This window comes from Paenibacillus sp. RS8, from assembly GCF_041956825.1.
Lineage (GTDB): Bacteria > Bacillota > Bacilli > Paenibacillales > Paenibacillaceae > Paenibacillus_AQ.
Window position 1 is genome coordinate 947,169 of record NZ_CP168131.1, and the last position, 23,910, is coordinate 971,078.

At 46.5% G+C, this 23,910-nt stretch carries 18 protein-coding genes and 1 riboswitch; of the genes, 6 read left to right on the forward strand and 12 right to left on the reverse strand.

Going from position 1 to position 23,910, the window contains the following annotated elements; all coding sequences use genetic code 11:
- Nucleotides 1–130: 130 nt before the first annotated feature.
- On the reverse strand, nucleotides 131–523 hold the full coding sequence (gene gcvH, locus ACDZ28_RS05585; protein ID WP_042131286.1) for a glycine cleavage system protein GcvH: 393 nt from the start codon (nucleotides 521–523) through the stop codon (nucleotides 131–133).
- 277 nt (nucleotides 524–800) lie between these two features.
- A riboswitch (glycine riboswitch) is annotated at nucleotides 801–898 on the forward strand.
- Nucleotides 899–1,084: 186 nt separating this feature from the next.
- On the opposite strand from gcvH, the gene gcvT reads away from it, so the two are divergent.
- The 3 genes from gcvT (at nucleotide 1,085) to gcvPB (ending at nucleotide 5,114) form a co-directional block, all read left to right on the forward strand.
- Nucleotides 1,085–2,197: a glycine cleavage system aminomethyltransferase GcvT gene (gene gcvT / locus ACDZ28_RS05590; protein ID WP_375104178.1), complete on the forward strand. Its 1,113-nt coding sequence runs from the start codon at nucleotides 1,085–1,087 to the stop codon at nucleotides 2,195–2,197.
- 107 nt (nucleotides 2,198–2,304) lie between these two features.
- Entirely contained in the window at nucleotides 2,305–3,657 is a 1,353-nt protein-coding gene (gene gcvPA / locus ACDZ28_RS05595; RefSeq protein WP_375104179.1) for an aminomethyl-transferring glycine dehydrogenase subunit GcvPA, read from the forward strand.
- Nucleotides 3,654–5,114, forward strand: a complete 1,461-nt coding sequence (gene gcvPB, locus ACDZ28_RS05600; protein ID WP_042131289.1) for an aminomethyl-transferring glycine dehydrogenase subunit GcvPB — start codon at nucleotides 3,654–3,656, stop codon at nucleotides 5,112–5,114. Before gcvPA ends, gcvPB begins: the two co-directional genes overlap by 4 nt.
- Nucleotides 5,115–5,449: 335 nt before the next feature.
- On the opposite strand, the gene ACDZ28_RS05605 is transcribed toward gcvPB, so the two are convergent.
- The 6 genes from ACDZ28_RS05605 to ACDZ28_RS05630 form a co-directional block, all read right to left on the reverse strand.
- Nucleotides 5,450–8,464 carry an efflux RND transporter permease subunit gene (locus tag ACDZ28_RS05605; RefSeq protein ID WP_375104180.1) on the reverse strand — a complete coding sequence of 1,005 codons (3,015 nt, stop codon included), beginning with the start codon at nucleotides 8,462–8,464 and terminating at the stop codon, nucleotides 5,450–5,452.
- 249 nt (nucleotides 8,465–8,713) lie between these two features.
- Complete coding sequence (locus ACDZ28_RS05610) at nucleotides 8,714–9,868, reverse strand: cation:proton antiporter (RefSeq protein ID WP_042131291.1); 1,155 nt, start codon at nucleotides 9,866–9,868, stop codon at nucleotides 8,714–8,716.
- A gap of 220 nt (nucleotides 9,869–10,088) precedes the next feature.
- Nucleotides 10,089–10,412, reverse strand: a complete 324-nt coding sequence (locus tag ACDZ28_RS05615) for an L-rhamnose mutarotase (RefSeq protein WP_042131292.1) — start codon at nucleotides 10,410–10,412, stop codon at nucleotides 10,089–10,091.
- 124 nt (nucleotides 10,413–10,536) lie between these two features.
- A complete protein-coding gene (locus tag ACDZ28_RS05620) occupies nucleotides 10,537–11,697 on the reverse strand; it encodes an ABC transporter permease (protein ID WP_339288324.1) in 1,161 nt (386 codons plus the stop codon).
- Nucleotides 11,690–12,865 carry an ABC transporter permease gene (locus ACDZ28_RS05625; protein ID WP_339288325.1) on the reverse strand — a complete coding sequence of 392 codons (1,176 nt, stop codon included), beginning with the start codon at nucleotides 12,863–12,865 and terminating at the stop codon, nucleotides 11,690–11,692. The genes ACDZ28_RS05620 and ACDZ28_RS05625 overlap by 8 nt, the downstream gene beginning before the upstream one ends.
- 18 nt (nucleotides 12,866–12,883) lie before the next feature.
- Complete coding sequence (locus tag ACDZ28_RS05630) at nucleotides 12,884–13,819, reverse strand: ABC transporter ATP-binding protein (protein WP_042131295.1); 936 nt, start codon at nucleotides 13,817–13,819, stop codon at nucleotides 12,884–12,886.
- A 167-nt stretch (nucleotides 13,820–13,986) separates the two neighbouring features.
- Here ACDZ28_RS05630 and ACDZ28_RS05635 point away from each other — a divergent pair, with 167 nt between their 5' ends.
- Both ACDZ28_RS05635 and ACDZ28_RS05640 read left to right on the forward strand, forming a co-directional pair.
- Nucleotides 13,987–15,144 (forward strand): sensor histidine kinase, encoded by a 1,158-nt coding sequence (locus tag ACDZ28_RS05635; RefSeq protein ID WP_042131296.1) that lies wholly within the window; start codon nucleotides 13,987–13,989, stop codon nucleotides 15,142–15,144.
- Between the two features lie 56 nt (nucleotides 15,145–15,200).
- Entirely contained in the window at nucleotides 15,201–15,854 is a 654-nt protein-coding gene (locus ACDZ28_RS05640) for a response regulator transcription factor (protein ID WP_042131297.1), read from the forward strand.
- Between the two features lie 229 nt (nucleotides 15,855–16,083).
- Here the strand turns inward: ACDZ28_RS05640 and ACDZ28_RS05645 are convergent, their stop codons facing one another.
- From ACDZ28_RS05645 to ftsE, 5 genes are all read right to left on the reverse strand, one after another.
- Nucleotides 16,084–17,394 carry a PDZ domain-containing protein gene (locus ACDZ28_RS05645; RefSeq protein WP_042131298.1) on the reverse strand — a complete coding sequence of 437 codons (1,311 nt, stop codon included), beginning with the start codon at nucleotides 17,392–17,394 and terminating at the stop codon, nucleotides 16,084–16,086.
- Nucleotides 17,395–17,684: 290 nt separating this feature from the next.
- Nucleotides 17,685–19,151, reverse strand: a complete 1,467-nt coding sequence (locus ACDZ28_RS05650; protein ID WP_076119131.1) for a S41 family peptidase — start codon at nucleotides 19,149–19,151, stop codon at nucleotides 17,685–17,687.
- A gap of 124 nt (nucleotides 19,152–19,275) precedes the next feature.
- Nucleotides 19,276–20,577 (reverse strand): murein hydrolase activator EnvC, encoded by a 1,302-nt coding sequence (locus ACDZ28_RS05655; RefSeq protein ID WP_042131300.1) that lies wholly within the window; start codon nucleotides 20,575–20,577, stop codon nucleotides 19,276–19,278.
- Between the two features lie 30 nt (nucleotides 20,578–20,607).
- Nucleotides 20,608–21,522 carry a permease-like cell division protein FtsX gene (ftsX, locus tag ACDZ28_RS05660; protein ID WP_042131301.1) on the reverse strand — a complete coding sequence of 305 codons (915 nt, stop codon included), beginning with the start codon at nucleotides 21,520–21,522 and terminating at the stop codon, nucleotides 20,608–20,610.
- On the reverse strand, nucleotides 21,512–22,198 hold the full coding sequence (gene ftsE / locus ACDZ28_RS05665) for a cell division ATP-binding protein FtsE (RefSeq protein ID WP_042131302.1): 687 nt from the start codon (nucleotides 22,196–22,198) through the stop codon (nucleotides 21,512–21,514). The genes ftsX and ftsE overlap by 11 nt, the downstream gene beginning before the upstream one ends.
- 230 nt (nucleotides 22,199–22,428) lie before the next feature.
- On the opposite strand from ftsE, the gene ACDZ28_RS05670 reads away from it, so the two are divergent.
- Nucleotides 22,429–23,856 (forward strand): VanW family protein, encoded by a 1,428-nt coding sequence (locus ACDZ28_RS05670; RefSeq protein ID WP_375104181.1) that lies wholly within the window; start codon nucleotides 22,429–22,431, stop codon nucleotides 23,854–23,856.
- The last annotated feature ends 54 nt before the right edge of the window (nucleotides 23,857–23,910 follow it).

Here is a 23,910-nt window from a genome sequence, read left to right on the forward strand (position 1 = left end):
AATCGACGATCTAACGCAAAGTTATCCGATGCTCCCATAAGAAACACCAAACAGCAAGTCCCCAAATCACAGAAACTTGCTGCTACAAAAATCACACGCGATGAAATTAATATACAGTAAAAAACCTTAATTACTCTCCTACCAATGCTCGGTATCCGGCTGCATCAAGCAAACCTTTTACAGCATCAGCATACTCTCCGTCTACTTCAATTTCAAAGATCCAACCTTCGCCATACGGCTTATCATTGATCAGCTCTGGACTTGCTTCTAATCCGTCATTAATCTTGGTAACCGTCCCAGAGACGGGTGAATACAATTCCGATACAGTCTTAACGGATTCGATACTACCTACGCTGTCACCGGCTGAAATGGCCGAGCCCACTTCTGGAAATTCCACAAATACGATATCGCCTAACAAATGCTGAGCATGATCCGTAATCCCAACACGTACTACGCGTCCTTCCACTTGCTGTGCCCACTCATGCTCTTCGCTGTAAAGAAGGTTATCTAAAACTTCACTCATTTCAAGCCGCCTCATTTCCAAATTGGAATTCTAAATTTAGTTATAGCCTAAGTGATCCCAGAGCATAATGTCAATATTACTAACAGTAAAATAAATTTGTCGTTTTTTTGACTTTTTCTTGTTGACAGCGCCCTCCTATACCCGTTTAATGGAGACATACAAGAAGAAACGACGTTGTCGTCTTTTTATAGACGATAACCGTTTCTCGAAGAAATATAAGGATAATGTATAATGTGAAACATATACTTTCTTATATTTGAAACAAATACAGTTGCGGATGATGGCATAGGGAGAGACTGTCTCACTTGAAGACGGCGCCGAAGGAGTAAACCCTAACAGGGTGAATCTCTCAGGCAAAAGGACCTTTGTCGGACGTATCTCTGGAGAGCATCAGACGCAGGGCGAAGGTGCGTCAGGTCACCAACGGGGAAACTTGCAGGTTAGTTACGCAGGGTAACTCTCAGGTACAAAGGACAGAGCAGAAAGCGATTAGTGCATTTATGCATGATTGCTTCTGCCTGTCCTTTTTTCGTATGTAATCAGATCAAGGGGAGTGACGACATGGATGCTTTGAAAAGAACGCCTTTTTATGATCTCTATTCCGCTTATGCGGAGTCCAGATGCATTGATTTTGGCGGCTGGGAGCTGCCAGTACAATTTACAGGTATCGTGAAGGAGCATGAAGCCGTTCGCCAGCAGGCTGGACTGTTCGATGTATCGCATATGGGTGAATTCATGGTGATCGGGAGCGGTGCAGAAGCCTTTTTGCAAAAGATGACGACTAACGATATCAGCCGCCTCACCGATGGTGCGGCACAATATACGCTGCTCTGTTATCCAAACGGCGGAGTTGTAGACGATTTACTCGTGTATCGACTAAGCGAGGGTCGTTATATGCTCGTCGTTAATGCCTCCAACATCGATAAGGACTTTCAGTGGCTACAGGAGCATCTGACCTCTGAATTCGGTGAAGTCACACTCACTAATGTCTCCGACGAGACGCTTTTACTTGCCTTGCAAGGTCCGCTGGCAGAGACTATACTCGCGAAAGTTACTGATGCTCCTATCTCAGCCCTCAAGCCTTTCCACTTCATCGAACACGCTACCGTCTGCGGTGTAGAAGTATTGATCTCCCGTACAGGTTATACCGGTGAAGATGGCTTCGAAATCTACGCTTCGCTGGATGGTGCAGGAGCATTATGGAACGGGCTTCTTGCTGCGGGTGCTCCTCATGGATTAACACCTGCTGGCCTGGGCGCACGGGATACCCTGCGTTTTGAAGCGAAATTGCCGCTGTACGGTCAAGAACTGTCAGCTGATATCACGCCGCTTGAAGCAGGATTGCAGTTCTTCGTGAAACTAGACAAAGCAGACTTCATCGGTCGTGATGCGTTAGTGCAGCAAAAAGAAGCCGGTCTTCCCCGCCGCCTTGTCGGCCTGGAAATGATTGATCGAGGTATTCCGCGCTCCCATTACCCCGTCTATGCAGACGGCGTTAAAATCGGAGAGGTCACAACCGGAACACAATCGCCAACGTTGAAGCGTAACTTGGGATTGGCTCTGCTTGATACAGCTTATAGTGAAATAGGCACAGAGGTTTACGTAGAGATCCGCGGCAAACAGCTTAAGGCTGTCGTGATTAAGGCCCCTTTTTACAAGTATAAACGTCTTTAGCGTCCATATAAGGACGGTGAGCTTTTAAGCGAGAAATAGAAGGATAAAGTATAGCCTGAAAATTGTACTTTCTTATATTTTAAAAAAAGCCAAGGAGTGAAACCTTAATGAAGCACCGTTATCTGCCCATGACTGCACAGGACCGCGAAGAGATGATGGAAGCCGTCGGGATTCAGTCCATAGATGAGCTGTTCTCCGATATTCCTGAAGCCGTCCGTTATCAAGGCACTATGCCGATGTCTGAACCACTCGATGAATACGCCCTGCTTCGTCACATGAAAGGTCTGGCTGACCAAAATGCCGACTTTGATTCTCACGCCAGCTTCCTCGGCGCCGGATTATATGACCATCACATCCCTGTGGTGATCAACCATGTCGTTTCCCGTTCTGAATTCTACACTGCCTACACTCCTTATCAACCGGAGATCAGCCAAGGTGAGCTGCAAGCGATCTTCGAATTCCAATCCTATATTTGTGAACTAACCGGTATGAAAGTAGCTAATGCCAGTATGTATGATGGCGCAACCGCATTATCCGAAGCAGCAGTCCTCGCAGCTGGTGCTACCAAACGCAAAAAAATAATCGTCTCCCGCACCGTTCATCCTGAAGCACGTCAAGTGCTACGCACATCAGCTAATGCCTGGGGTCTTGAAGTGGTGGAGATTGACTATAAAGACGGAGTTACCGATCAGGCGATGCTTGCTGAAGCCATTGATGGAGATACCGCAGCAGTACTGATGCAATCGCCTAACTTCTTTGGCTGCATCGAAGACCTAAGCTCCGTTGAGCCGCTAATCCATGCGGTTAAAGGATTGTTCGTCGTCAGTGCAAATCCGATTGCTCTTGGCGTACTTGAAACACCGGGTAAGCTTGGAGCCGACATCGTAGTCGGTGATGCTCAGCCACTCGGTATTCCAGCCTCCCTCGGTGGTCCAACTTGTGGATTCTTCGCCGTAGCGGAACATTTGATGCGCCGTATGCCGGGCCGTATCGTCGGTCAAACCGTTGACCGTAACGGTAAACGCGGCTTCGTTCTGACACTTCAAGCTCGCGAACAGCATATTCGCCGTGAAAAAGCGACATCGAACATTTGCTCCAATCAGGCGCTGCTAGCTCTTTGCGCATCCGTCTATTTGTCCGTTATGGGCAAAGAAGGTATGCGTGAAGTTGGTGAGTTGAACATTCGCAAAAGCCATTACGCCGCTAATAAACTTAGCGGACTAACAGGTACTGAGCTTACCTTCTCCTCCCCATTCTTTAACGAGTTTGTCGTGAAGCTTCCGGAAGGAAGCAGCGTGAGCGCAATTAATTCCAAGCTGCTGAAGGAAGGTTATCTCGGCGGTTATGATCTGGGCCGTGATTATCCTGAACTTTCTGGACAAATGCTGATAGCCGTTACGGAAAAAAGAAGCAAAAACGAAATCGATCAATTCGCTAGCGCACTGGAGGGCTGTTTATGAAACCGGAGCAAAGTCTAATTTTTGAATTAAGTCGTCCCGGCCGTTCGGCCTATTCCTTGCCACTTTGCGATGTGCCGCAGGAAGAGAGCATTGAAACGCTCATTCCGCAAAACCTGCTACGTAGTGAACCCGTCGTACTCCCAGAAGTATCGGAAGTGGATGTCATTCGCCACTACACTTCGCTTTCACGCCGTAACTTCGGTGTAGACAATGGCTTCTATCCGCTAGGTTCGTGTACGATGAAATACAACCCGAAGATTAACGAAGATGTTGCACGCATCGTAGGCCTAGCTAAAATCCACCCGTATCAACCGGAAGAAAGTATTCAGGGCGCACTGGAATTAATGTATACCCTGCAAAATGACTTGTCCGCATTAACCGGCATGGATGCTGTATCTTTACAGCCAGCCGCAGGTGCGCATGGTGAATGGACCGGTCTCATGATGATCCGCGCCTACCATGAAAGCCGCGGCGAGACCCGCACGAAGGTTATTGTGCCAGATTCCTCGCATGGCACCAACCCTGCAAGTGCTTCAGCAGCAGGACTTGAAACGATTACGATCCCTTCCACGGATAAAGGGATGGTTGATCTTGAAGCACTGAAAGCAGCGGTCGGCAGCGACACAGCCGCCCTGATGCTGACTAACCCAAGCACACTCGGCTTGTTCGAGACCCAAATCGTCGAGATTGCTGAGATCGTGCATGAAGCAGGCGGCTTACTCTATTACGATGGAGCCAACTCCAATGCTATTATGGGCATCACCCGTCCAGGTGACATGGGCTTTGACGTTGTGCATTTGAACTTGCATAAGACAATGAGTACCCCGCATGGCGGCGGTGGCCCTGGAGCCGGACCTGTAGGTGTAAAATCCATTCTGATTCCGTTCCTACCACAACCAACTGTGGTGAAAAACGAAGATAGCAGCTTCTCACTCGACTTCGGCGGACCTGAATCCATTGGACGCGTGAAAGCTTTTTACGGAAACTTTGGTATTCTCGTTCGTGCCTACGCCTATATCCGTACCTATGGTCCAGACGGACTGCGTGAGGTATCGGAAAATGCTGTGCTGAATGCGAACTATATGATGCATCGCCTTGCGCCATATTTTGAAATCCCATATCCGGGTGTATGTAAGCATGAATTCGTAATGTCCGGCAAAAATCTCAAGCAATATGGCGTTCGCACCTTGGATGTTGCCAAACGATTACTCGACTTCGGCTACCACCCGCCAACCGTGTACTTCCCATTGACGGTAGAGGAATGCATGATGATCGAACCGACGGAAACCGAAAGCAAAGAAACGCTCGATGGCTTCATCGATACGATGATCCAGATCGTGAAAGAAGCGCAGGAGACACCGGAAATCGTAATCAACGCACCGCATACCACAGAGATCAGCCGATTGGATGAGACACAGGCAGCTCGTAAACCGGTATTAAATTGTTCTTGCGGTTAAGTTCTCTATATTAACAAGTAACAATAAACAAGGCTGAAGCCAGGTGTTTAACACCTGGCTTCAGCCTTGTTTATCTTTTATCAGATAGCATTCTTGTCCTAATAGTAAGGAACAACGGCGTGGATCAGATTTACCTGAAGTGCCTTTAGGACCCAGCAGATGCTATTCGTCCATTTACTGGCTTATTGAGTTACTATCGGACTCCTGAGTCCGATGCATCATTGGAGCAACAAAAAGAGCCATGATTCACACTTCGTTCCGAGAAGAGTTCATAAACAGGAACATCCCAACAGCATTATCATAGCCGTTGGGACACCCTATTCCTCTAATCGATATTACGCACCATGCGTCGGAGTTTCAGCTTTCACCACGCCTTTGCGCTCCTTAGCAGATTTACGGAAGTAGAACAGTTCGTAAATCGCTGGAACTACAACCAGCGTAAGCAGTGTTGCCGCAGTTAAACCGCCGATGACTACAATCGCCAAGCTTTGTGAGACGATGCTGCCCATCTCGGCATGGCCGAACAGCAGCGGAGTCATGGCGCAAATGGTGGCGATAGCTGTCATCAGAATCGGACGCATCCGTGTTCCGGCCGCTTCCAAAATCGCTTCGCGAATACTCATATGCGCTTCATTCTGCTTAATACGGTCGATAAGCACAATCGCATTCGTGACGACGATACCAATCAACATTAACGCTCCGAATAAAGCGGTAAAGTCAGGCGTTACACCAGATACAATCAGTCCAACAATCGCACCAATCGCAGCTAGCGGCAAGGAGAACATGATTGCCAGCGGAGCACGAAGGGTTTTGAAGGTGAGGACCATGATCAGATACACCAACCCGATGGAGATCAGCGCTGTCATACCAAGGTCAGCGAAATCCTCTGACTGATCAACCGAGGCTCCGCCTGCAAACAGAGTCACACCCTTTGGAAGGGTAAGACTATCGGTTTCCTTTTTAATACTCGCCCCGATTTCAGACACTTTCTTCGGATCAACTTCCGCTGTAATTCTCGCATATGGCTTTCCATCTTTATGGAACAATAAGGCTGGTTCATTCCGAACCTCATAGGTTGCGAGTTGGGACAGTGGCTTTGGACCCTCAGCAGTCATAAGCGTCATTGCCTTTAAATCCTGCTCCGACTTCGGCTCAGCCATAGGATCCAACACTACTCCTGCAGGCGTACCGTCCAGCTCGATCTGCCCCATAGGGATCGGATTCAGCATAGCCGACAATTGCATGGTAATTTCTTGTGCATTCATCTGAGCCGGATCTACCTTAAATGAAAATACTGGTTTGGTATCCTCCATATTGCTGCTGACCTTCTGAATACCCTCCACAGTTTTCAACTTATTCGTAACTTCAGCTGCAACAGCAGTAATATCTGTAAGATTATCACCTACGATATCAATATACTCGCTGGTAGAGCTTGATCCCATCATACTCATCTCGTTCGCAACGAGTGTTGCTCCAGCGTAGGAATCCTTCATATCACGAACATAATTGATGAACGCCTCAGCATCCGCACCTTTTTTCATAACAACGGTATAATCCACCAAGGTCTCCGAGCTGACAGTACCCCACTGGGCCGCATCCGCACTGTTCCCTGACTGCATGATCACCGTTTCCGCTTGTGGCTGTTTCATCAAATCTTGTTCTAACTGTTTTCCTTTTTCCAAGATCTCTTTAACAGGGACATCCTTAGGATAATTCAATTGAACAGAGACATAGCTGGCATCTGAAGCATCAAGCGCACCTTTCGGCATAGTTACATAAGCTGCGATTGAGCCAATCAGAAGAAGAAGACCTAGTGATAAAGTGATCCATTTCCGGCGCAGATTCCAATCTAGGAATCGTGTGAACCATTTAGATGGCTCGTGCTCTTTCATTGAAGTTCTTCTCAGCAGCCATGAGCCTAACAGCGGAACCACCGTCAAAGCTACAACGAGTGAGGTTAGCAATGAATACGTGACTGTTAAGGCAAACGGCAGTAGAAAAGCCTGCAAACTACCACGCAGAAGACCCATCGGCAGAAATACCGCTACCGTTGCAATCGTCGATGAAGTAATCGCTCTAGCCACTTCCCCGGTTGCGCTTATAATCATTTCACGGGAGAAGGGTTCTTTTTGCAGCCTACGGTAAATGTTCTCGATCACTACGATACTATCATCCACCAAGCGACCGACCGCAACAGCTACACCTCCGAGTGTAATGATATTCAGACTTATGCCGGATATATCAAGCAGATATAAGGTAACTGCTAAAGAAAGCGGGATAGAAACCGCCGTAATCAGTGTTGCCCGCAGGTTGCGCAAGAACAACAGAATCACGATCGTAGCGAATAACGCGCCGAGTAATACTTCACGCATCATACTGATCACTGAAGTAACCACCATATCTGATGTGCTGAATACCACCGCTGCTTCCGCGTTTGGAATGGTTTTGTTAATATGAGCTATGGTATCCTGAATATGATCTCCGACACTCACTGCATTCGCATTTGCTTCTTTGGTCACTATGGCGAAAAGAACATCTTTCCCATTCGAGCGGCTAACGCTTTCTTGATCCTGCTTCAATTCGACGGCAGCGATATCCTGTAGCTTAACGCCCGCGGAAACAGGGAGTTTTTTTAACGTATCGATACTATCTATCGTCGAAACCACGTTAACATTACCTGTCTGGCCACCAATCGTCTGCTCCCCAAGAGATGCTGATACATTACGTCCTTGAAGTAAGCCTAGGACTTGAGGTGTTGTAATTCCCTTCTCAGCCATTAATTTTGGATCAAGCTTCACTCGCACTTGCGGAGTAACTTTACCATATAAGGCGACGTTAGCTACACCTTCTGCTTTTTGCATTTCCGGTATGATCGTTTCTTCCGCAAGCTTAAGGTTTTCTTTGGTCAGACCTTCGTCAAACGAAAGAGTAACCTGTGACACTGGAATCATGGAAGTATTCAATTGAAGTACAAAAGGCGCCATTACCCCTTCAGGGAACTGCAATGAATCGACAACCTTTTGGACCTCCCCAGCAGCATCCTTCATATTTGTTTTTGAATCATAAAAAATATTCACCTGTGCGTATCCGTCTCCGGAAGTGGACAGTATTTCTTTCTTCCCCTTAACAAAAGCGGCCCCAGCCTCAATCGGCTTCGTAACCTTCGTCTCCATCGCATGGGCATCCTGACCCGGCCCAAGCACTGTAACAGTCACTTGAGGATTATCTGCCTCCGGCATAAATTCCATCGGTAGCGAAGTATAGCTCATCCCTCCCACTACAAGAGCCATGACCACTAAAAGCCCCACCGCAGCCTTGTTACCGAACGACCATTTGGTTAACCATTTCATTTTCGTTTCCCCTTCCACCCCATATATTTCTGGTACTCCTCTTATGACTGCCTCATTATGTATTATTTTCCATCCCGAGATTTAGTTTAGACATTTTTGGCCGAAGTCAAAACAGCCCTACGGCTGGTTTTATACTCCGTCTTAAGGCGGGGACCTTCTCCTTCCGAAGTACAGGAAGTTAGAGTTGCAAAAAAAAGGGTGCCCCATGAGCCATGTAAATGGCTTCAGGACACCCTTTTGCTATGATTTTCATTTTTCTCCCGCGCGTACTGGATCACGGAACATATATTTTAAGAGCGGTGGTGTTACAAGTGTAGTTACAATGACAACAATAATTACGGAAGTAAAATACTGCTGCTGTAACAAGCCGCTTTGCAGACCTGTTGCCGCGATGATCAACGCAACCTCACCCCGCGAAATCATCCCTGAACCAATAATAAGCGACGAATGGTTATTAAAGCCTGTAAGACGCGCACCCAGACCGCCACCAAACAACTTGGTCAGAATGGCGACAACCGCCAGCAAGAGCACGAACCCGATTTGACTGCCAACCCCTTCAAAGGAAACATTAAGTCCGATACTTACAAAAAAGACCGGAACAAAAATCGAGTACGCTATAGGCTCAAGCTTGGTTTCCACCGTATGTTTAAAAGAGGTTTGAGATATAGCAATCCCAGCCGCAAAAGCACCGATGATGCCTGCCATCCCCATAATTTCAGCAAAATACGCGAACGCAAAGCAAATCATTAGCGCCGCTGCGATAACAGCCTCCGTCACCTTTAGCGGAGCCATCCATTTCATAACCCGAGGCACAACGAACCAACCCACAACAAGCGCTACAGCGAAGAACAACACTTTTTTCGTAATCAAAAGACCAATGGACACTGATTCTCCTGTGCCGAAAAAGCTCATTAATACAGCGAGCAAAATAACAACCAGAATATCATCGACTACAGCGGCTCCCAGAATGGTAGAACCTTCACGTGTATTCAACTTATTCATATCCTTCAGTACCTGAACCGATATGCTGACCGATGTTGCACTAAGAATGACGCCCATAAACATAGCATTATGATAAGCAAAACCAAACATTTCTCCAATGGCGAAACCACCTAGAAAAGGTAAAATAATACCTCCGACGGCTACTGCGAAAGCTGATTTCCAGTTTTTGCGCAATTGATCCAGATCCGTCTCAAGCCCAGCGATAAACATTAATAATAGAACACCGATCTCCGAAAAATAATGAATAAACTCTCCATTCTGAATCCATCCCAGTACCGCAGGACCCAGTATAATACCGACAATTAGCTTACCCAGTACCGACGGTTGTCCCAGTCGCACAGATAAATCACCAGCTAGCTTGGTGAATAGTATAATCAGCATAAGATATAGCACAAACTCCATGTTTCATCCACTCCCTTGTTGTATATAAGAACTGCCAACCAGGGACATCCCAAGCCAAAAAAAGACAAAGAGGAGCCCTTGTTGACAGGCTCCTCCAAAAAACAAAAAATTATTCAATTTAACATTATTAAATATATTATAACCGTAATATAAAAGACTGTAAACAAGATACGCCGATAATATACAATATGCAAATTTTAGTTAATAAAGAATCAGCTCACTATTTTAGATAGAACACTTCGTTTAAGGGCTGCATCGGCACCTCATTATTGAAATCAAATGAGCCTTCAACCATCTTTGAAGTAATGGCATTCCATCGGTTGCAGGCGTCACTTTTAGCAATGTAATCGAAAGCCGCTTCAGTATCCTCACATTCAAAGCAATAAAAAAACTGATTGCCATTCTGAAAGATAGAATAGTTAGAAATACCAGCCTTACTGTGCTCCTCCAAAACTTCTGGCCAAGGATTTAAATGCATGGCTACATACTCTTCCAGACATTCTTCCTTCACCCGCCATGTCCAAGCCAATTTATTGCTGCTCATCTGTTCATCCTCCTAGAAATGTCCTCTATTGTACATAATAAGAATCAAATACATTTGATACCTATTATTGTACCTGAAGGAAACAGGTCAGGCTATGAATATCTAACTTTCCATATCAAAATACCTAAGCGTTGATTCCTGCTTGGCTTGGACGGAGAATGGCAGAACCAATTGCCAGCAGCACAGCAGCCATAAGTCCTAAGATGGCAAAAGGTAACCATAATTCATTCCAGCCACCTCCAGTTGCAGCGATATCAACGGCTTGGATGGCCCATTTTTGCGGAACAAAATTAGCAGCCTTTTGCATATAGTCCGGCATAATGGATAAGGGCCAGAAGCAGCCTCCAAGCATACAAGTGGGTGTGATAATAAGGGAATTCAGCATACCAGCATTATTAGGATTACGAATTAACCCGGCTACTGTACTCGCGATCCCCATAGACACCAGCATAAATGCCGCAAGAACAAGGAAATATAGATAGATTGGAACTTCATAATCATAGTGCAGCACCCAGCGACCTAAAGCCAGCACTACGACGATCTGAATCATGCCGACCATGAAGCTGCCCAGAAAATTACCAATCGCAATTTCGTAAGAACGAACCGGAGCACTGAACATCCGCATCATGGTTCTTCCTTTTCTATCATCCATAATCAAGGATACAGAGCTCGTGACTAGGCTCATGAGGAACATTAGTGTTAAACCTGTAACAACTCCTAGTCCCTCCCGAGGATACAAATTATAATCGGTTCGAATGCTGCCTATACTATGCTGTTCCGCTCTTTGCATAACAGTAGTGAACTGTGCGTCAACGTCATTAGATCCTTCATTTGCTGCTCCAATAGTCGCGGCGGTACTCCGCATCTCATCAGCAATCGCACTTGCTTTTAATTTGATCATAACAGAAGTTTCATTCGTCTTAAGCTCATACACACTAATTTGTGGTTCTTCCCCGGCAAGTAGTGCTGAAGTGAACCCTGCTGGAATCAGAATCCCCGCTTCTCCATTCTGATCTATAACACCTTCTCTTAAAGCAGTCTCGTCATTCTTTTCTACAAATTTATATTCACCGGAATTTTTTAGTTCAGTGAGCAAGTGCTTACCTGCAGCCCCGTTATCCATATTGGAATACAATACAACCGCTGGGTTCTCCCCCATCGTTCCAGTAACGGAAACAATACCTGCAAGTACAATACAAGGAAGCAGAATATATATAAGCACACCCTTCCTAGTACCAATGGTTCGTTTCACCATGTTCCAGCCAATCGTTAAGATTTTATCCATGATAACCCACCTTCCGGTACGAGATTGCTGCTGCACTGAACAACACTAGACAGATCAGCGATAGAACTCCCAAATTCGGCATGATTTGTGATACATCGGCATGTAACATCATTTTCAAAATCGCCTGCATTGCCCAATGGTTAATCGTAAACGCTCCTACAGAATTCATCCACGATTCAGAAAGGGGGGCCATCCCTCCACTAATGAAGGTCATACTTACTGTGAGCAGTGTAACGATATTTCTTGCGCTTGCTCCAGTCTTACTGAACATAGAAATAACGATAGATAATGTCATCGAAGCCACAATCATCAGCAGGCAAAATAGGAGCAACAAGCCCGGCCGATTTCCCCAATTTACACCGAAGAGCACATTCGTTAGAATAATAATCGCTGCGCACTGCACTATACTTACGACACCTACACCAAGCATTTTACCAATGAATAGCTCAGATCCTTTAACGGGCATTGAATTTATCCGGAAGAGGGTATGATTTTCTTTTTCATTAAAAAGAGAAGTACAAACCGTCAAGCCGCTATATAGCAGGAACATCAACATCATAGATACTGCATAGAACTGTGAAGAAGTATATGAATACCCTCCCTCGCTCAATTCTCCAAGTTTTACGGAAGGCTGATTACTGGTGGAATTAGGTGCCATAACGTTTAATGCTGCCGGACCCAGTGTCAAAGCTACAGACTGTTTATAATTAAGAGTCTTTAAAAAGTTATCGAATACCGTTCCTGCCACTCTATTGTCTGTACTTTTTTTGCCAAGTATAAACTCCAGCTGTGCGGCTTCACCATTCTGAACCTTACTATCAAAGCCTGGAGGGACAACAACCGCATAGCCATATTTTCCTGTTCGTAGACCGCTTTCTGCTGCCTCTCGACTATTTACTATAATCGGGGTAATAATATCCTTAAGTGATGTTGATTTCAAAAAGCTGTCCATCATCGTTGAGCTCTCATAGCCTTCGCCAGAAAGATTAACAACAGCCACTCGCACAATATCGATATTAGAGGAGCCTCCTTTATCACCAACGACACCGGAGAGCGAAGCACCTAAGAGAAAGATCAACAACAGGGGCAGTAAAAACATATTTAATATCATAGAGCGTGAGCTAAATAATCTTCGCAGCTCATAGATCATAATCGTCCAAGTATTCATCAAAATAACCCCCCCCTTTTAGTCTCGTAAGGTACGTCCGGTCAAGCTTAGAAACAATGTCTCCAGATCAGGTTCTTCAATATTTAGCGAGCCGATAATCCCCTTATGTTTGGCAAAAATAAAAAGGATATCCTGCAGTTCCCCTTGTGAAGAGGGCAAGTACAGCTCGACTACTTCTTCCTTTGCTTCTACGCGTCTAATTCTAGGGTGAAGCGCCAGCTCTTGGATAAGCTCCGGTGTGATATTAGCAGCTTTAATGACGATTTTTTCTTCCTTGGCAACGCGTTCCCGCAGTTCCTTCTCTGTACCACAAGCAATGATATGTCCTTTATCCATGATGGCTACCCGATCACAAATGGCTGCAACCTCCTCCATATAGTGACTGGTATAAATAATAGTTGAGCCGAGCCGATTCAGCTCCTTGACCGATTCAAGGATATGATTGCGAGATTGTGGATCGATCCCCACCGTAGGTTCATCCATAATAATCAACTTTGGACGATGCATGATGGCGCAGGCAATATTCAGACGTCTTTTCATTCCCCCGGAGAATGTTGAGGGCTTCTCTTTAGCACGATCGCTAAGACCTGTGAAAGCAAGAGCCTCTTCAACCCGTTCTTTCAAAAGCTTGCCGCGCAAGCCATATAATCTTCCGAAAAAGGTAACGTTATCCGCCGCTGACATCGTGTCGTATACGGCCAACTCCTGTGGAACCAAACCAATTCTTTTCTTCACCTCAAGTGATTTCGAAGACACAGGCAGACTGTCGATGACAATGTCTCCTCCGTCAATTTTAAGTAAGCCACAGATCATACTGATCGTTGTACTTTTACCCGCTCCGTTCGGGCCAAGCAAGCCAAAGATTTCCCCTTCTTCTATCGTCATATTCACATGGTCCACTGTTAATTTACCTTCATATCGTTTCACCACATCGGTTAATACGGCGATTGCCATTCGATCATCTCTCCTGTCATTTGCGCTTCTATATTTCCAATTTTATACTACTTTTCATCCTACAGGAGGTACGAAAGGTCATCTTTTGAAGGTGACTAAAGTCATCTCCTGAAGTAGTAGGTTAATATGCTAAGATTAGAAGAAACCCTGTAAAGGATGTCTTAGGCGTGACTAGAGAGCTGAATCTATTGCGTTACTTACTCATTATAATTCCAGCTTGTATTAGCATTTACATCTATCCATATGCCGATTATGGAATCTTCACACTGCATATTCTGATGCTTCTATTCCTTGTGGTCATGGTACCAAAGCTGCCCCAATCCCTTCATCCCTTGATAAGCATCATTGAAGTACTATTCACCGCCTGGTTATGCTACCAATACGGCAGTATAATGATTTTTCCAGCGATCTCGGCCTTACTTTATTATTCTAGACTTCAGCCCCAAGCCGTGCCGCTCGTGTTTACGGTTGTGCATCTGATTACCCTGAACATAGCGCTTCGGGATTCTCCACAGCTCATCATTACGTTCATCAACATTACTTTTCTGCTCATCGCCTATCTCAACGAATTATTACAGCGGGCTGGTCGGGGCCGTGAAAATACTCTCCATCTATACGATGAGCTCCGGAAAAAGCATTTCGAGCTGGATGAAGCCCGCAACCGACTGCTGGAGTTTAACACCCAAATAGAAGATGCAGCCCAGTCCAAAGAACGGGTCCGCATCTCCCGCCAGCTCCATGACGATATCGGTCACCGCCTGATTCGCATTAAAATGATGATGGAAGCCGCGCTGCACACCTTACCCACCTCGCCTGAGAGCGGAATGCAAATGATGGAGCTCATTCGAGATCAGCTGTCAGCTAGCATGGACGATATGCGCTCCGCAGTGAAGCGTATCAACTATACGCCACAACTAGAGGGTGCTTACGCGTTAGATCGTCTGCTTGAGGAGACAGGACGCGATACGGGAATCGAGACCTCATACCAAGTACTTGGGATACCTTATCCGCTATATCCTAGTATCCAGGTGATCTTGTATAAGAACGCCCGTGAGGCCATAACCAATGCTCTGCGTCATGGAAAAGCAACAGCAATCTGGATTACGGTCGACTTCAGTCATACTGGAATTACGATGGAAGTTAGCAACAATGGAACACTTTCCGAAGAGAATAAGCTAACTACATTGCCGGGAAGTGGTGGTGTCGGAATGAAAGGAATGTTAGAACGAACGCATTTGATCGGCGGAACCTTGGAACTGCGGCAGGAGTCTCAATTCACAGTTGTTACACGATTGCCCATTTATAAGCAGGGAGAGATTGTATAGGGAAGATAGTACCCATGGTTATATAGAAAACTAAATTCGATCAAGGAGACTTGCTAATGATTAAAGTGATGATTGTAGATGACGACCCTTTTATTCGCCAAAGTCTAAAGCTACTACTAGAATTGGACTCGGAGCTTAAAGTGGTCGGAGCTGCGAGTGATGGAAACGAGGCCTTGAGCTTACTCCAGACTGGAGATGTAGCTGATGTGGTTCTGATGGATATACGGATGCCGGGCTGTGATGGTGTTGAAGGAACAGAGAAAATTAAGCAGGCTTTTCCTCAGGTTTCGATACTGATGCTAACTACTTTCGATGACGATGAGTATATCATTGAAGCGCTACGTAACGGAGCCAGTGGATACTTGCTCAAAAACATACCGCCAGACCGTATCATACAAGGCATCAAAACGGTCAATGAAGGTAATATGCTAATTCATCCCGATATCGCGCGCAAACTGGCAACCTTCCTACAGCCTGCATCCCGTCCTGAATCTCCACAGGCACAGCCGCTGGAGTCCTTCGGACTGACTAAAATGGAATTGGCTGTCGTCGCCTCTATCGCTGAGGGGCATACCAACAAAGAAATCGCCGGACATCTGTTCCTAAGCGAGGGTACGGTCAAAAATTACATAACGGATATTCTAAGCAAATTACAGCTGCGAGATCGAACGCAAATCGCGATTTTCTATTTAAGAGGTGGGCGGGGGTGAAGTAGGCGGTTTGTTCAAGTTGATTTTAAAATCTTCTATTTTTGTTTTCTTTCAAGAAAACAAAGCTTCCTGTTTCACAGAGATGACTAATAAAGCTTCATTTTCAGTCTTGGTCAATTCTTCTTTTGACAATTGTCCTGATATTAAAGTTAGTTGATGCATACCTCCACAATCGCCATACTACAAAAAAAGCCCGGACTCTATTTCCAGAGTCCGGGCTTAACTTTAGCTATCCTTCCGCTGATTCCTTCTTGGCTTTAGCGGCTTTGTTCCGTTTGAGTCGGCCGTTCGGAAGATTGCGGCTGCGAGTACCTGTCTTCATCGCGATGATACTGAAGATGCTAGAAGGCTTCGCCTCCGCAGTAACCGCTCCATCTGTCTCCGGTACCAGAATGATCCCGAGCTGATGATGGTCCCCGTCGTAGATAGGGCTCTGAAGGTATTTGCTCTCCCCTTCACGGTTCTGCACCTCCAGCTTGCAGAACGCTGGATTCATGCGCAGCGCCTCATGTAGCTGCGCGGCATCGGTCAACAGGACCCCGTTGACCTTCAGTAAGATCTCGCCGGGCAGGATGCCCAGCTCCTGCCCGGGACTGCCCGGCAGCACGGCCAGCACCTTGCGGCCGCGCGGTGGATGTACGAAGATGGGGCTGATGCTGCGCTCTTCCAGAGCGCTGTACCAGCTTAACCCTTCGTGCAGCACCATTGCTGCGAGCGCCGCGAGCAGGGTCAGCGGGCTCCACCAAGCGGCAAGCAGGCTTAAGCCGAGCAGGACGATGCTGTAGATCAGCAGCCGTCCTGAAGTGCGGGCCGCCTTGCGCCCGGGCAGCATGCCCTGCGTCATCTCGCTAAAGCCGATGATGACGGGCAAAGAGACAATGCCAAGCCCGCCGCCCAGCAGCGGCTGCCATGGCAGATCCGTTCCTGCACCCGAAGGGATCAGCAGGAACAGCGGCAGCGGCCAAAAAGCCTGCAGCTGATAGCCGCCGACAACCATGCCGCGCTTGCCCTTCAAAAAGAGGGGCGTCGCAAGCTTCGCCCCTTGCCAGCGGGCCAGCAGCGCCTCCGCCATGTGCAGCAGCGCAGCTAGCACTAGCAAGGCTGGAATATCCATCTCCCGTATGGCTGTTGTAATGTTCCCGACCGTTCCGCTATGTAAGGCATCTGGAAAGAAAGACAGTACAAATTGAATCACGCCCAGTAGACCTATAGAATAAGCAAAACACAAATACCTCACACGCAATAGCGATAACAGCACACTAACTACCCAAATGCAGGCTACAGCTGTACCTGATAAGGAAACCCCTAACAATATGGCTGCAATAGAAACCACTAGTCCCATCACCAGCCCGCTCCACACCGTTCGCCACGTTTCTTGACCCCAGCTATGTAACTTCACATGAATCAGCTTGCGTTCTAATGCCACCTGCCGACGGTAATACAATGCAATAAATATAATAGCAATATAATAATATGGCTGGATCAGCAAGTGTAAGAACGCAGTGCCCAAGCTTCCTAACAGTTCCTGAATCACATTCAAACTGTTCGTCACACTCCTTCCTTATCTACAAGAAAACTTTCATGAACCCTTGTTCACATACCAGAATAAATGTTCAGCCCTCTTATTCATACCTGTAAAGTGCAGCATTTTGTACAGATATCCTCTTCATTATACGCGAATACTGCAAATATACAGGAATAACCTCACCTATGGCTCGAAGGCTCCGCTACTGATTAGCCAACCATCAGCATTGAGCTACACCGTGTGTACGCTTATACCCTTGATCGATTCTTACAATTATAAAAAAAAGAAGGCTGAATTCAGCCTTCTTACTTTTTCGACGCTGCCGCCTTAATTTCCTTCTGAATTTCAGCAATCCCTCTATTCCGTTGGTTGTCGTTGGCAGGATCCTGAATCACTTTGATCAGTGCCACCTCCAGCGCCTCCGCCGTCTTGACATCAATCATGCCTGTGACTTGAAGTTTCGCTTCACTTTGGAATTTCTTCACTGCATTCTTAGTGCCAGCATCGAAATAGCCATCTTTGCGACCCGGCTTGTAGCCTAAGCCGTCCAGCATCGTCTGTGCACTCTTCACATCAGCATTGTTCATGTTATATTGCAGTGTCACACTCTTGTTAATCGGAGCCACTGAGAAGTAATCCGGCTGTGCTACTGCGATATCCGGTTTAATCCCCTTGCCGTGAATCCACGTGCCGTCCGGTGTAAGCCATTTAGCAATAGTAACCTTCAGCAAGCTTCCGTCTCCGAGCTGTTTATCAAAGCTCGTCTGCACCGTGCCCTTACCAAATGAATTATCACCAATAAGCTTAGCTCCTGCTGACTGCTGCAAGGCACCCGCCAATATTTCTGAAGCGCTCGCGCTACCTTTATTCATCAGCACTACCACAGGATAAGCCTTGCTCGAGCCCTTGGAGGTACTAACTTCGCGTTTTTTATCTTTGTATTCTATTTGAACTATGTTTTTGCCGGCTGGAACGAACTCTTCAGCCATTTCAATAACAATCGGGAGAACACCGCCCGGATCATTACGGACGTCAATGACCAGTCCCTTCATACCTTGCTTCTCTAGCTTTCCAAGCTCTTCCTTGAATCGTTCTGCGGTATTTAGGGAGAACTGAGTAACCTCGATTACCCCTACTCCGTCTTTTTCCATGGTCGAGTAGACCGTCTCAAGCTTCACATCATCCCGGGTAAGTGCGAACTCCAGAGGCTCTGCAGAGCCGGAACGTTGTATTTTCAAAGTAGCCTTACTACCCTTAGGTCCGCGTATCTTCGCAACAGCAGCATTTAGATCCATGCCTTCCAGCGATTCTCCGTTAACGGACAGAATAATATCTTTGGCCTGAATTCCTGCTTTTTCCGCAGGTGAACCCTTAATCGGGGAGACCACGACTACCTTGCCGTTATCTGAAGAGACTTCCGCACCGATGCCTGAGAAGGAACCTTCAATGCTTTCTTCAAACTTCTCGGCAGTTTCTTTAGCCATATAATTGGAATAAGGATCGCCTAGCGCTTCCATCATACCGTTGACAGCACCGTCTATCAGCTTCTCCCGATCTACTGTCTCGTAGTAATTACTCTCAATCAGACTGAGCGCAGTCCCAAGCTTCTGAGATTCCTTTTCTTGTAGACCTGTCACCTGCAACGCCGAGGCCAGTCCTTGTCCTGCAGCTTGTCCAAAGACATGAGTATAACCCGTCACGCCCAAGGTTACTAAACTACCACATAGCAAGGCGGCGACAATCATAAACGCCGCTGTGCTTTTTTTCAACATGATTTTCCCACCGTCCCTTCTTGTCCATCTCGTAAACAACACCTATGTCCGTCCTGAAAGGTACGGTATCCATTCCAGTATATACCGTACAATCAAATAATATGAGTTATGAGTTCCTTAAAAGTTAGAGATATGGCATAGGATTTACTGTCTTACCATCAATCCGCACTTCGAAGTGAAGGTGAGGACCCGTTGAATTACCTGTGGAACCAGATTCAGCGATCACATCTCCGCGATTGACTTTATCCCCAGAACTAACCCTAATACCGCCTTTACGTATATGTCCGTAGAGGGTCCAAACTCCGCCTCCATGGTCAATAATTACACAATAGCCGTAACCACTCCACCATTCAGCTAAAATAACCGTTCCGGAATCCGCTGCATGAATACTGGTTCCTTGCGGAACCGCAAAGTCGACGCCAGTGTGCACTTTGCCTTTCTCACCTGTGATCGGATGTGTCCGTGGTCCAAAGGAGGATGAGATTCTTGCCGACCCTACAGGAAGTAGAAACGGTCCGTCTCCACCTGCATAAGCCGTTTCATTCGAGCTGGAGCTTGAACTGCTGCTTCTCTTGCTGGCAGCAGCCTTCTTGGCAGCCTCCGCAGCTCGACGAGCTGCTTCCGCCTTAGCTGCTGCTGCTTTACGAGCAGCTTCCTCAGCCTTGATCTTATCCTTTTGCGTTTCCAGTGCAGAACGTTCGCTTGCCAATTTGACCAGCTTCTCATTCTGCTCCTCACTCAAATCATCGCTTTCTTGAATTTGCTTATCATAGAATGCGATAAGCTCTTGCTTCTCCGCTTCTTTTTCCTTGAGCAGACTTCTCTGTTGCTCCAAAGAAGTGTACAACTGCTTAGCTTGAGCATATTGCCCTTCAAGCTCCTGTTTCTTTTCTATCACTGTCTGCTTGTCCAGCTTATGTTGCACCAGTAGCTCCTGATCCTGATCCACGATCATCTTAAGTGAATCTGCACGGTCTAGGAAATCAGCAAAGCTTGTCGAAGAGAGTAAAACATCCAAGTAAGAAACCGCTCCATCGGTATACATTAGCCGCACACGAGACCCCAAGACTTCCTCTCTTGAAGCGACCCGCGCCTCTGCTTTATCCAACTCCGTTGCTGTAGCATTCAAAGATTGCTCTGTGTCGGAAATTTTGGTTGAGATTTCGGTCATTTTACCCTTAACTTGATCTACCTGCTGCAGTACGTACTGCAGATTGAGATTCGTCTTATTCTTATAATGCTGTGCTTCCTGCGTTTGGGACGCCGCTTTCTCCTGCTGCGCCTTAGCTTCCTGCACCTCTTTTTGCAGCTGCTTTAACTGCTTATCGATTTCGGCAACACTTGTTTTTTTGGCATATCCATCAGAGGGCTGGAATATAGTGACAGCTAGTAACATTACGGCTAGTCCGGCGGCAATCTTCTTCAACTCGCACTCCCCATCCTTCACTTTTTAATATTAAACTTTTAAGAACTTTCGAATAGAAACCGTACTTCCCCAGACGCCGATCAGCACGCCTAGCCCAACTAACACACCGACGATTTGCATCCAAATATCTCCGAATGGAATCAGCTGCAATTGGAGCATTGGATCTCCCTGTACGGAGGACTCCAACCCGCTGTAACCCAAATACAAGATACCAGAGGTGACAAGTGATCCGATCAATCCGATCAGTGCCCCTTCTATAAAGAAAGGCCAGCGAATAAAATAATTTGTCGCGCCAACCAGCTTCATAATACCAATTTCCTTACGACGGGCAAGAATCGTAACCCGAATCGTATTGGAGATGAGGAACATAGACATGAGTGCAAGACCTGCAACAAAAATAAAACCAATATTACGTACAGCGCGCGTTATTTTGAACAAGGTTTCTATCGAGCCCTTGCCATATTTCACTTTGTAAATAGGCTCCTCGGTATGTGTCTTGTTGAGTGCTTCAATCTTTTCTGCCACAAAGGCTACTGTAGTAGGTTCAACAACTTCTACCTTAAGCGTATCGGGGAGAGGGTTATTGTCTTCATCGAACCCTTCCAGAAGCTCCGCTGCGTCCTCACCCATGTCTGCACGGAGATCTTTAAGTCCTTGGTCCTTGGAGATGAACGTAATCTTGCTGACCTCCGGCATATTGCCAATTTCAGTCTGCAAAGTCTCACGCATTTTCTGGTCTACATTCAGTGCTAAATGCACATTAATCTGTACCTGACTGTCTGCCTCATCCGCTACAGCATTCACATTAAGAACAAGAAGAATAAATACACCTAGGACAAAAAGAGAGACGACGATGGAAGTGATCGAAGCAATCGACATCCAGCCATTACGGAATACGCTTTTGAAGCCTTCCCGCACATGTCGCAAGAAGGTTTTAAAACTCATAGCCATATTCCCCTCTCGCTTGGTCTCTCACAATATTTCCGTTCTCAATCGCAAGCACCCGTTTGCGCATTTTGTTCACGATATCTTTATTATGGGTAGCCATTACAATCGTTGTTCCACGAAAATTAATTTCGTCCAGCAGTTGCATTATGCCCCATGAAGTCTCAGGGTCCAAGTTGCCTGTAGGCTCGTCCGCAATAATAACAGAAGGGTTGTTAACAATAGCCCTTGCAATTGCAATCCGCTGCTGCTCGCCGCCAGAGAGCTGTGAGGGCTCACGATTCGCTTTATTTTTGAGTCCAACCAGATCGAGAACTTCATTCACACGTTTCTTGATGACCTTCTTCGGCGCTTCAATAACCTCCATGGCAAAAGCGACATTTTCATAAGCCGTCATCCTTGGCAATAGCCGAAAGTCTTGAAATACAACGCCGATATTACGGCGCACATATGGGATTTTACGTTGTTTAAGCTTCCCTATGTTAAAGCCTCCCACAGAAATTTGACCCTTAGTTGGCACTTCTTCTCTATAAATCAATTTCATAAAAGTAGATTTACCCGCGCCGGATGGACCGACAACATACACGAATTCATTGCGGTCAATTTTTACTGAAACTCCTTGCAGTGCGTGAGTTCCGTTAGGGTAGGTCTTCCATACATCTTGCATTTCAATCATTTTCTCACTTCCCAATTATGACATTTTCCACTTGTTTGAGTCGACAGGGTCCAGCTTAAGTTTCCATAAACTTCAATATTTCCGCAATGTATCTATTGTAACAAATCTGTAACCGATTGAGTACCCCGTAACTGCTCCACTATTCGAAAGTTTTGTAGTGTCTGTACATATAAATAGAAAAAGCACCTACGGTGCCTGCTCGCAGATGCCATCCAGGAAGGGGATTAATCATGAAAAAAATTCATCTGGCCCTTATAGTAGTCACTGCACTCATTCTTATCGGCTCATTAATATATGGGGGACTTCATCTATATAGCCACAATAACGCGCTTCCAAAAGGTACAACCCTTGCCGGATGGGAGGTGGGCGGGCTGAACATCTCTGAGGTTCGTTCCGAACTGGAGGAGAAGCTCCATGCCCTTGAATCTGTCCCCCTCATTCTGCAGGTAGAAGGGAATTCTGAGCTTACCCTCAATCTTAAACAAGCCGGAATGACCTATGCGGCCGCGGCTTTTGAAGAAGGACTACAGGATCTCACAGAAGGCCGTCTATGGGATCGGGTAAAAGCCCGTTACAGCTTCCCCCAGAATTGGAGTCTTGAAGCCCATCTGAATATCGCTCAATTAAAGACCATCCTAAGTCCTGCTTGGGAGAGAGAATCCTTTGGAGATCCGGTCGATGCTACGCGGCGAATTACGGGGGATGATCGTGTAGTGTATACGCCCGAGAAGACTTCTCTTGAGGTAGACTGGACAGGAATGGTCACCTCACTGTCGGCTGCCGCTCCCACTCGGTTTAATCGTCTGATTACGCTCCAGGAGAAGGGGATTACTCTGGAAGTTCCATTAACTATATTACAGCCGGATATCACCCTAAACGCATTAAAAGAGCAAGGCATTGAGCGAAAAATCATGCAATTCAGCACCTCACTCGGCGCCAGTGGACCTGGACGAATCTACAACGTTGAATCAGCGGCCAAAGCTGTGAACGGAACGGTGCTCCCACCTGGAGCGGTCTTTGATTATGGCAAAGCTATTGAAAAAGCAAAAATAGAATATGGCTTCCGCGAAGCGCCAGTCATTGTGAACGGTAAGCTACAAGCCGGTGTCGGCGGCGGAATCTGCCAAGTGTCCAGTACACTGTACAACGCCGCTCTTCGTACTGGACTAGAGATTGTGGAGCGCCGCAATCACTCTTTGCCGGTCAACTATTTACCCAAGGGCCAGGATGCGACGTTTGCTGAGGGCTATATTAACTTCCGTTTTCGCAATACGACTGGCAAATATCTTGTCATTAAAGCAGCTGTGCAAGGCCGTTCACTAACGATTAAGCTCTTCGGTACCTTTCCGCAAAATGTTACTTATAAAGTCCATTCACAAATCGTAGAGGTGCTGCCTCCAGTCGACAAGTACGTAAACGACCCTTCCCTCCCTCGCGGAGGTACACGTGTTATTCAGAACGGGAAAACTGGCTATGTTGTTGAAACCTACAGCACCCGGTTAGTTGACGGTAAATCCACTGAGGTAAAAAAGCTGTCCCGCGATGTGTATTACGCACAAAAACGATTAATCGCCATCAATCGTGGAGGCGTGAGCAAATCCGTTATTCCAGAAGCACCTAGAAAGCAGTTGGTAGAGGACGGCGTTCGAAGTGAATAGAGTACTTACAAAAAAACGGCCAGACCTCGTGAGGTTCTGACCGTTTTTGCTTGT

Coding starts and splice junctions, on each gene's coding strand:
- gcvH (WP_042131286.1), bottom strand. CDS start 523: ATGAGTGAAGTTTTAGATAACCTTCTTTACAGCGAAGAGCATGAGTGG.
- gcvT (WP_375104178.1), top strand. CDS start 1,085: ATGGATGCTTTGAAAAGAACGCCTTTTTATGATCTCTATTCCGCTTAT.
- gcvPA (WP_375104179.1), top strand. CDS start 2,305: ATGAAGCACCGTTATCTGCCCATGACTGCACAGGACCGCGAAGAGATG.
- gcvPB (WP_042131289.1), top strand. CDS start 3,654: ATGAAACCGGAGCAAAGTCTAATTTTTGAATTAAGTCGTCCCGGCCGT.
- ACDZ28_RS05605 (WP_375104180.1), bottom strand. CDS start 8,464: ATGAAATGGTTAACCAAATGGTCGTTCGGTAACAAGGCTGCGGTGGGG.
- ACDZ28_RS05610 (WP_042131291.1), bottom strand. CDS start 9,868: ATGGAGTTTGTGCTATATCTTATGCTGATTATACTATTCACCAAGCTA.
- ACDZ28_RS05615 (WP_042131292.1), bottom strand. CDS start 10,412: ATGAGCAGCAATAAATTGGCTTGGACATGGCGGGTGAAGGAAGAATGT.
- ACDZ28_RS05620 (WP_339288324.1), bottom strand. CDS start 11,697: ATGGATAAAATCTTAACGATTGGCTGGAACATGGTGAAACGAACCATT.
- ACDZ28_RS05625 (WP_339288325.1), bottom strand. CDS start 12,865: ATGAATACTTGGACGATTATGATCTATGAGCTGCGAAGATTATTTAGC.
- ACDZ28_RS05630 (WP_042131295.1), bottom strand. CDS start 13,819: ATGGCAATCGCCGTATTAACCGATGTGGTGAAACGATATGAAGGTAAA.
- ACDZ28_RS05640 (WP_042131297.1), top strand. CDS start 15,201: ATGATTAAAGTGATGATTGTAGATGACGACCCTTTTATTCGCCAAAGT.
- ACDZ28_RS05650 (WP_076119131.1), bottom strand. CDS start 19,151: ATGTTGAAAAAAAGCACAGCGGCGTTTATGATTGTCGCCGCCTTGCTA.
- ftsX (WP_042131301.1), bottom strand. CDS start 21,522: ATGAGTTTTAAAACCTTCTTGCGACATGTGCGGGAAGGCTTCAAAAGC.
- ftsE (WP_042131302.1), bottom strand. CDS start 22,198: ATGATTGAAATGCAAGATGTATGGAAGACCTACCCTAACGGAACTCAC.
- ACDZ28_RS05670 (WP_375104181.1), top strand. CDS start 22,429: ATGAAAAAAATTCATCTGGCCCTTATAGTAGTCACTGCACTCATTCTT.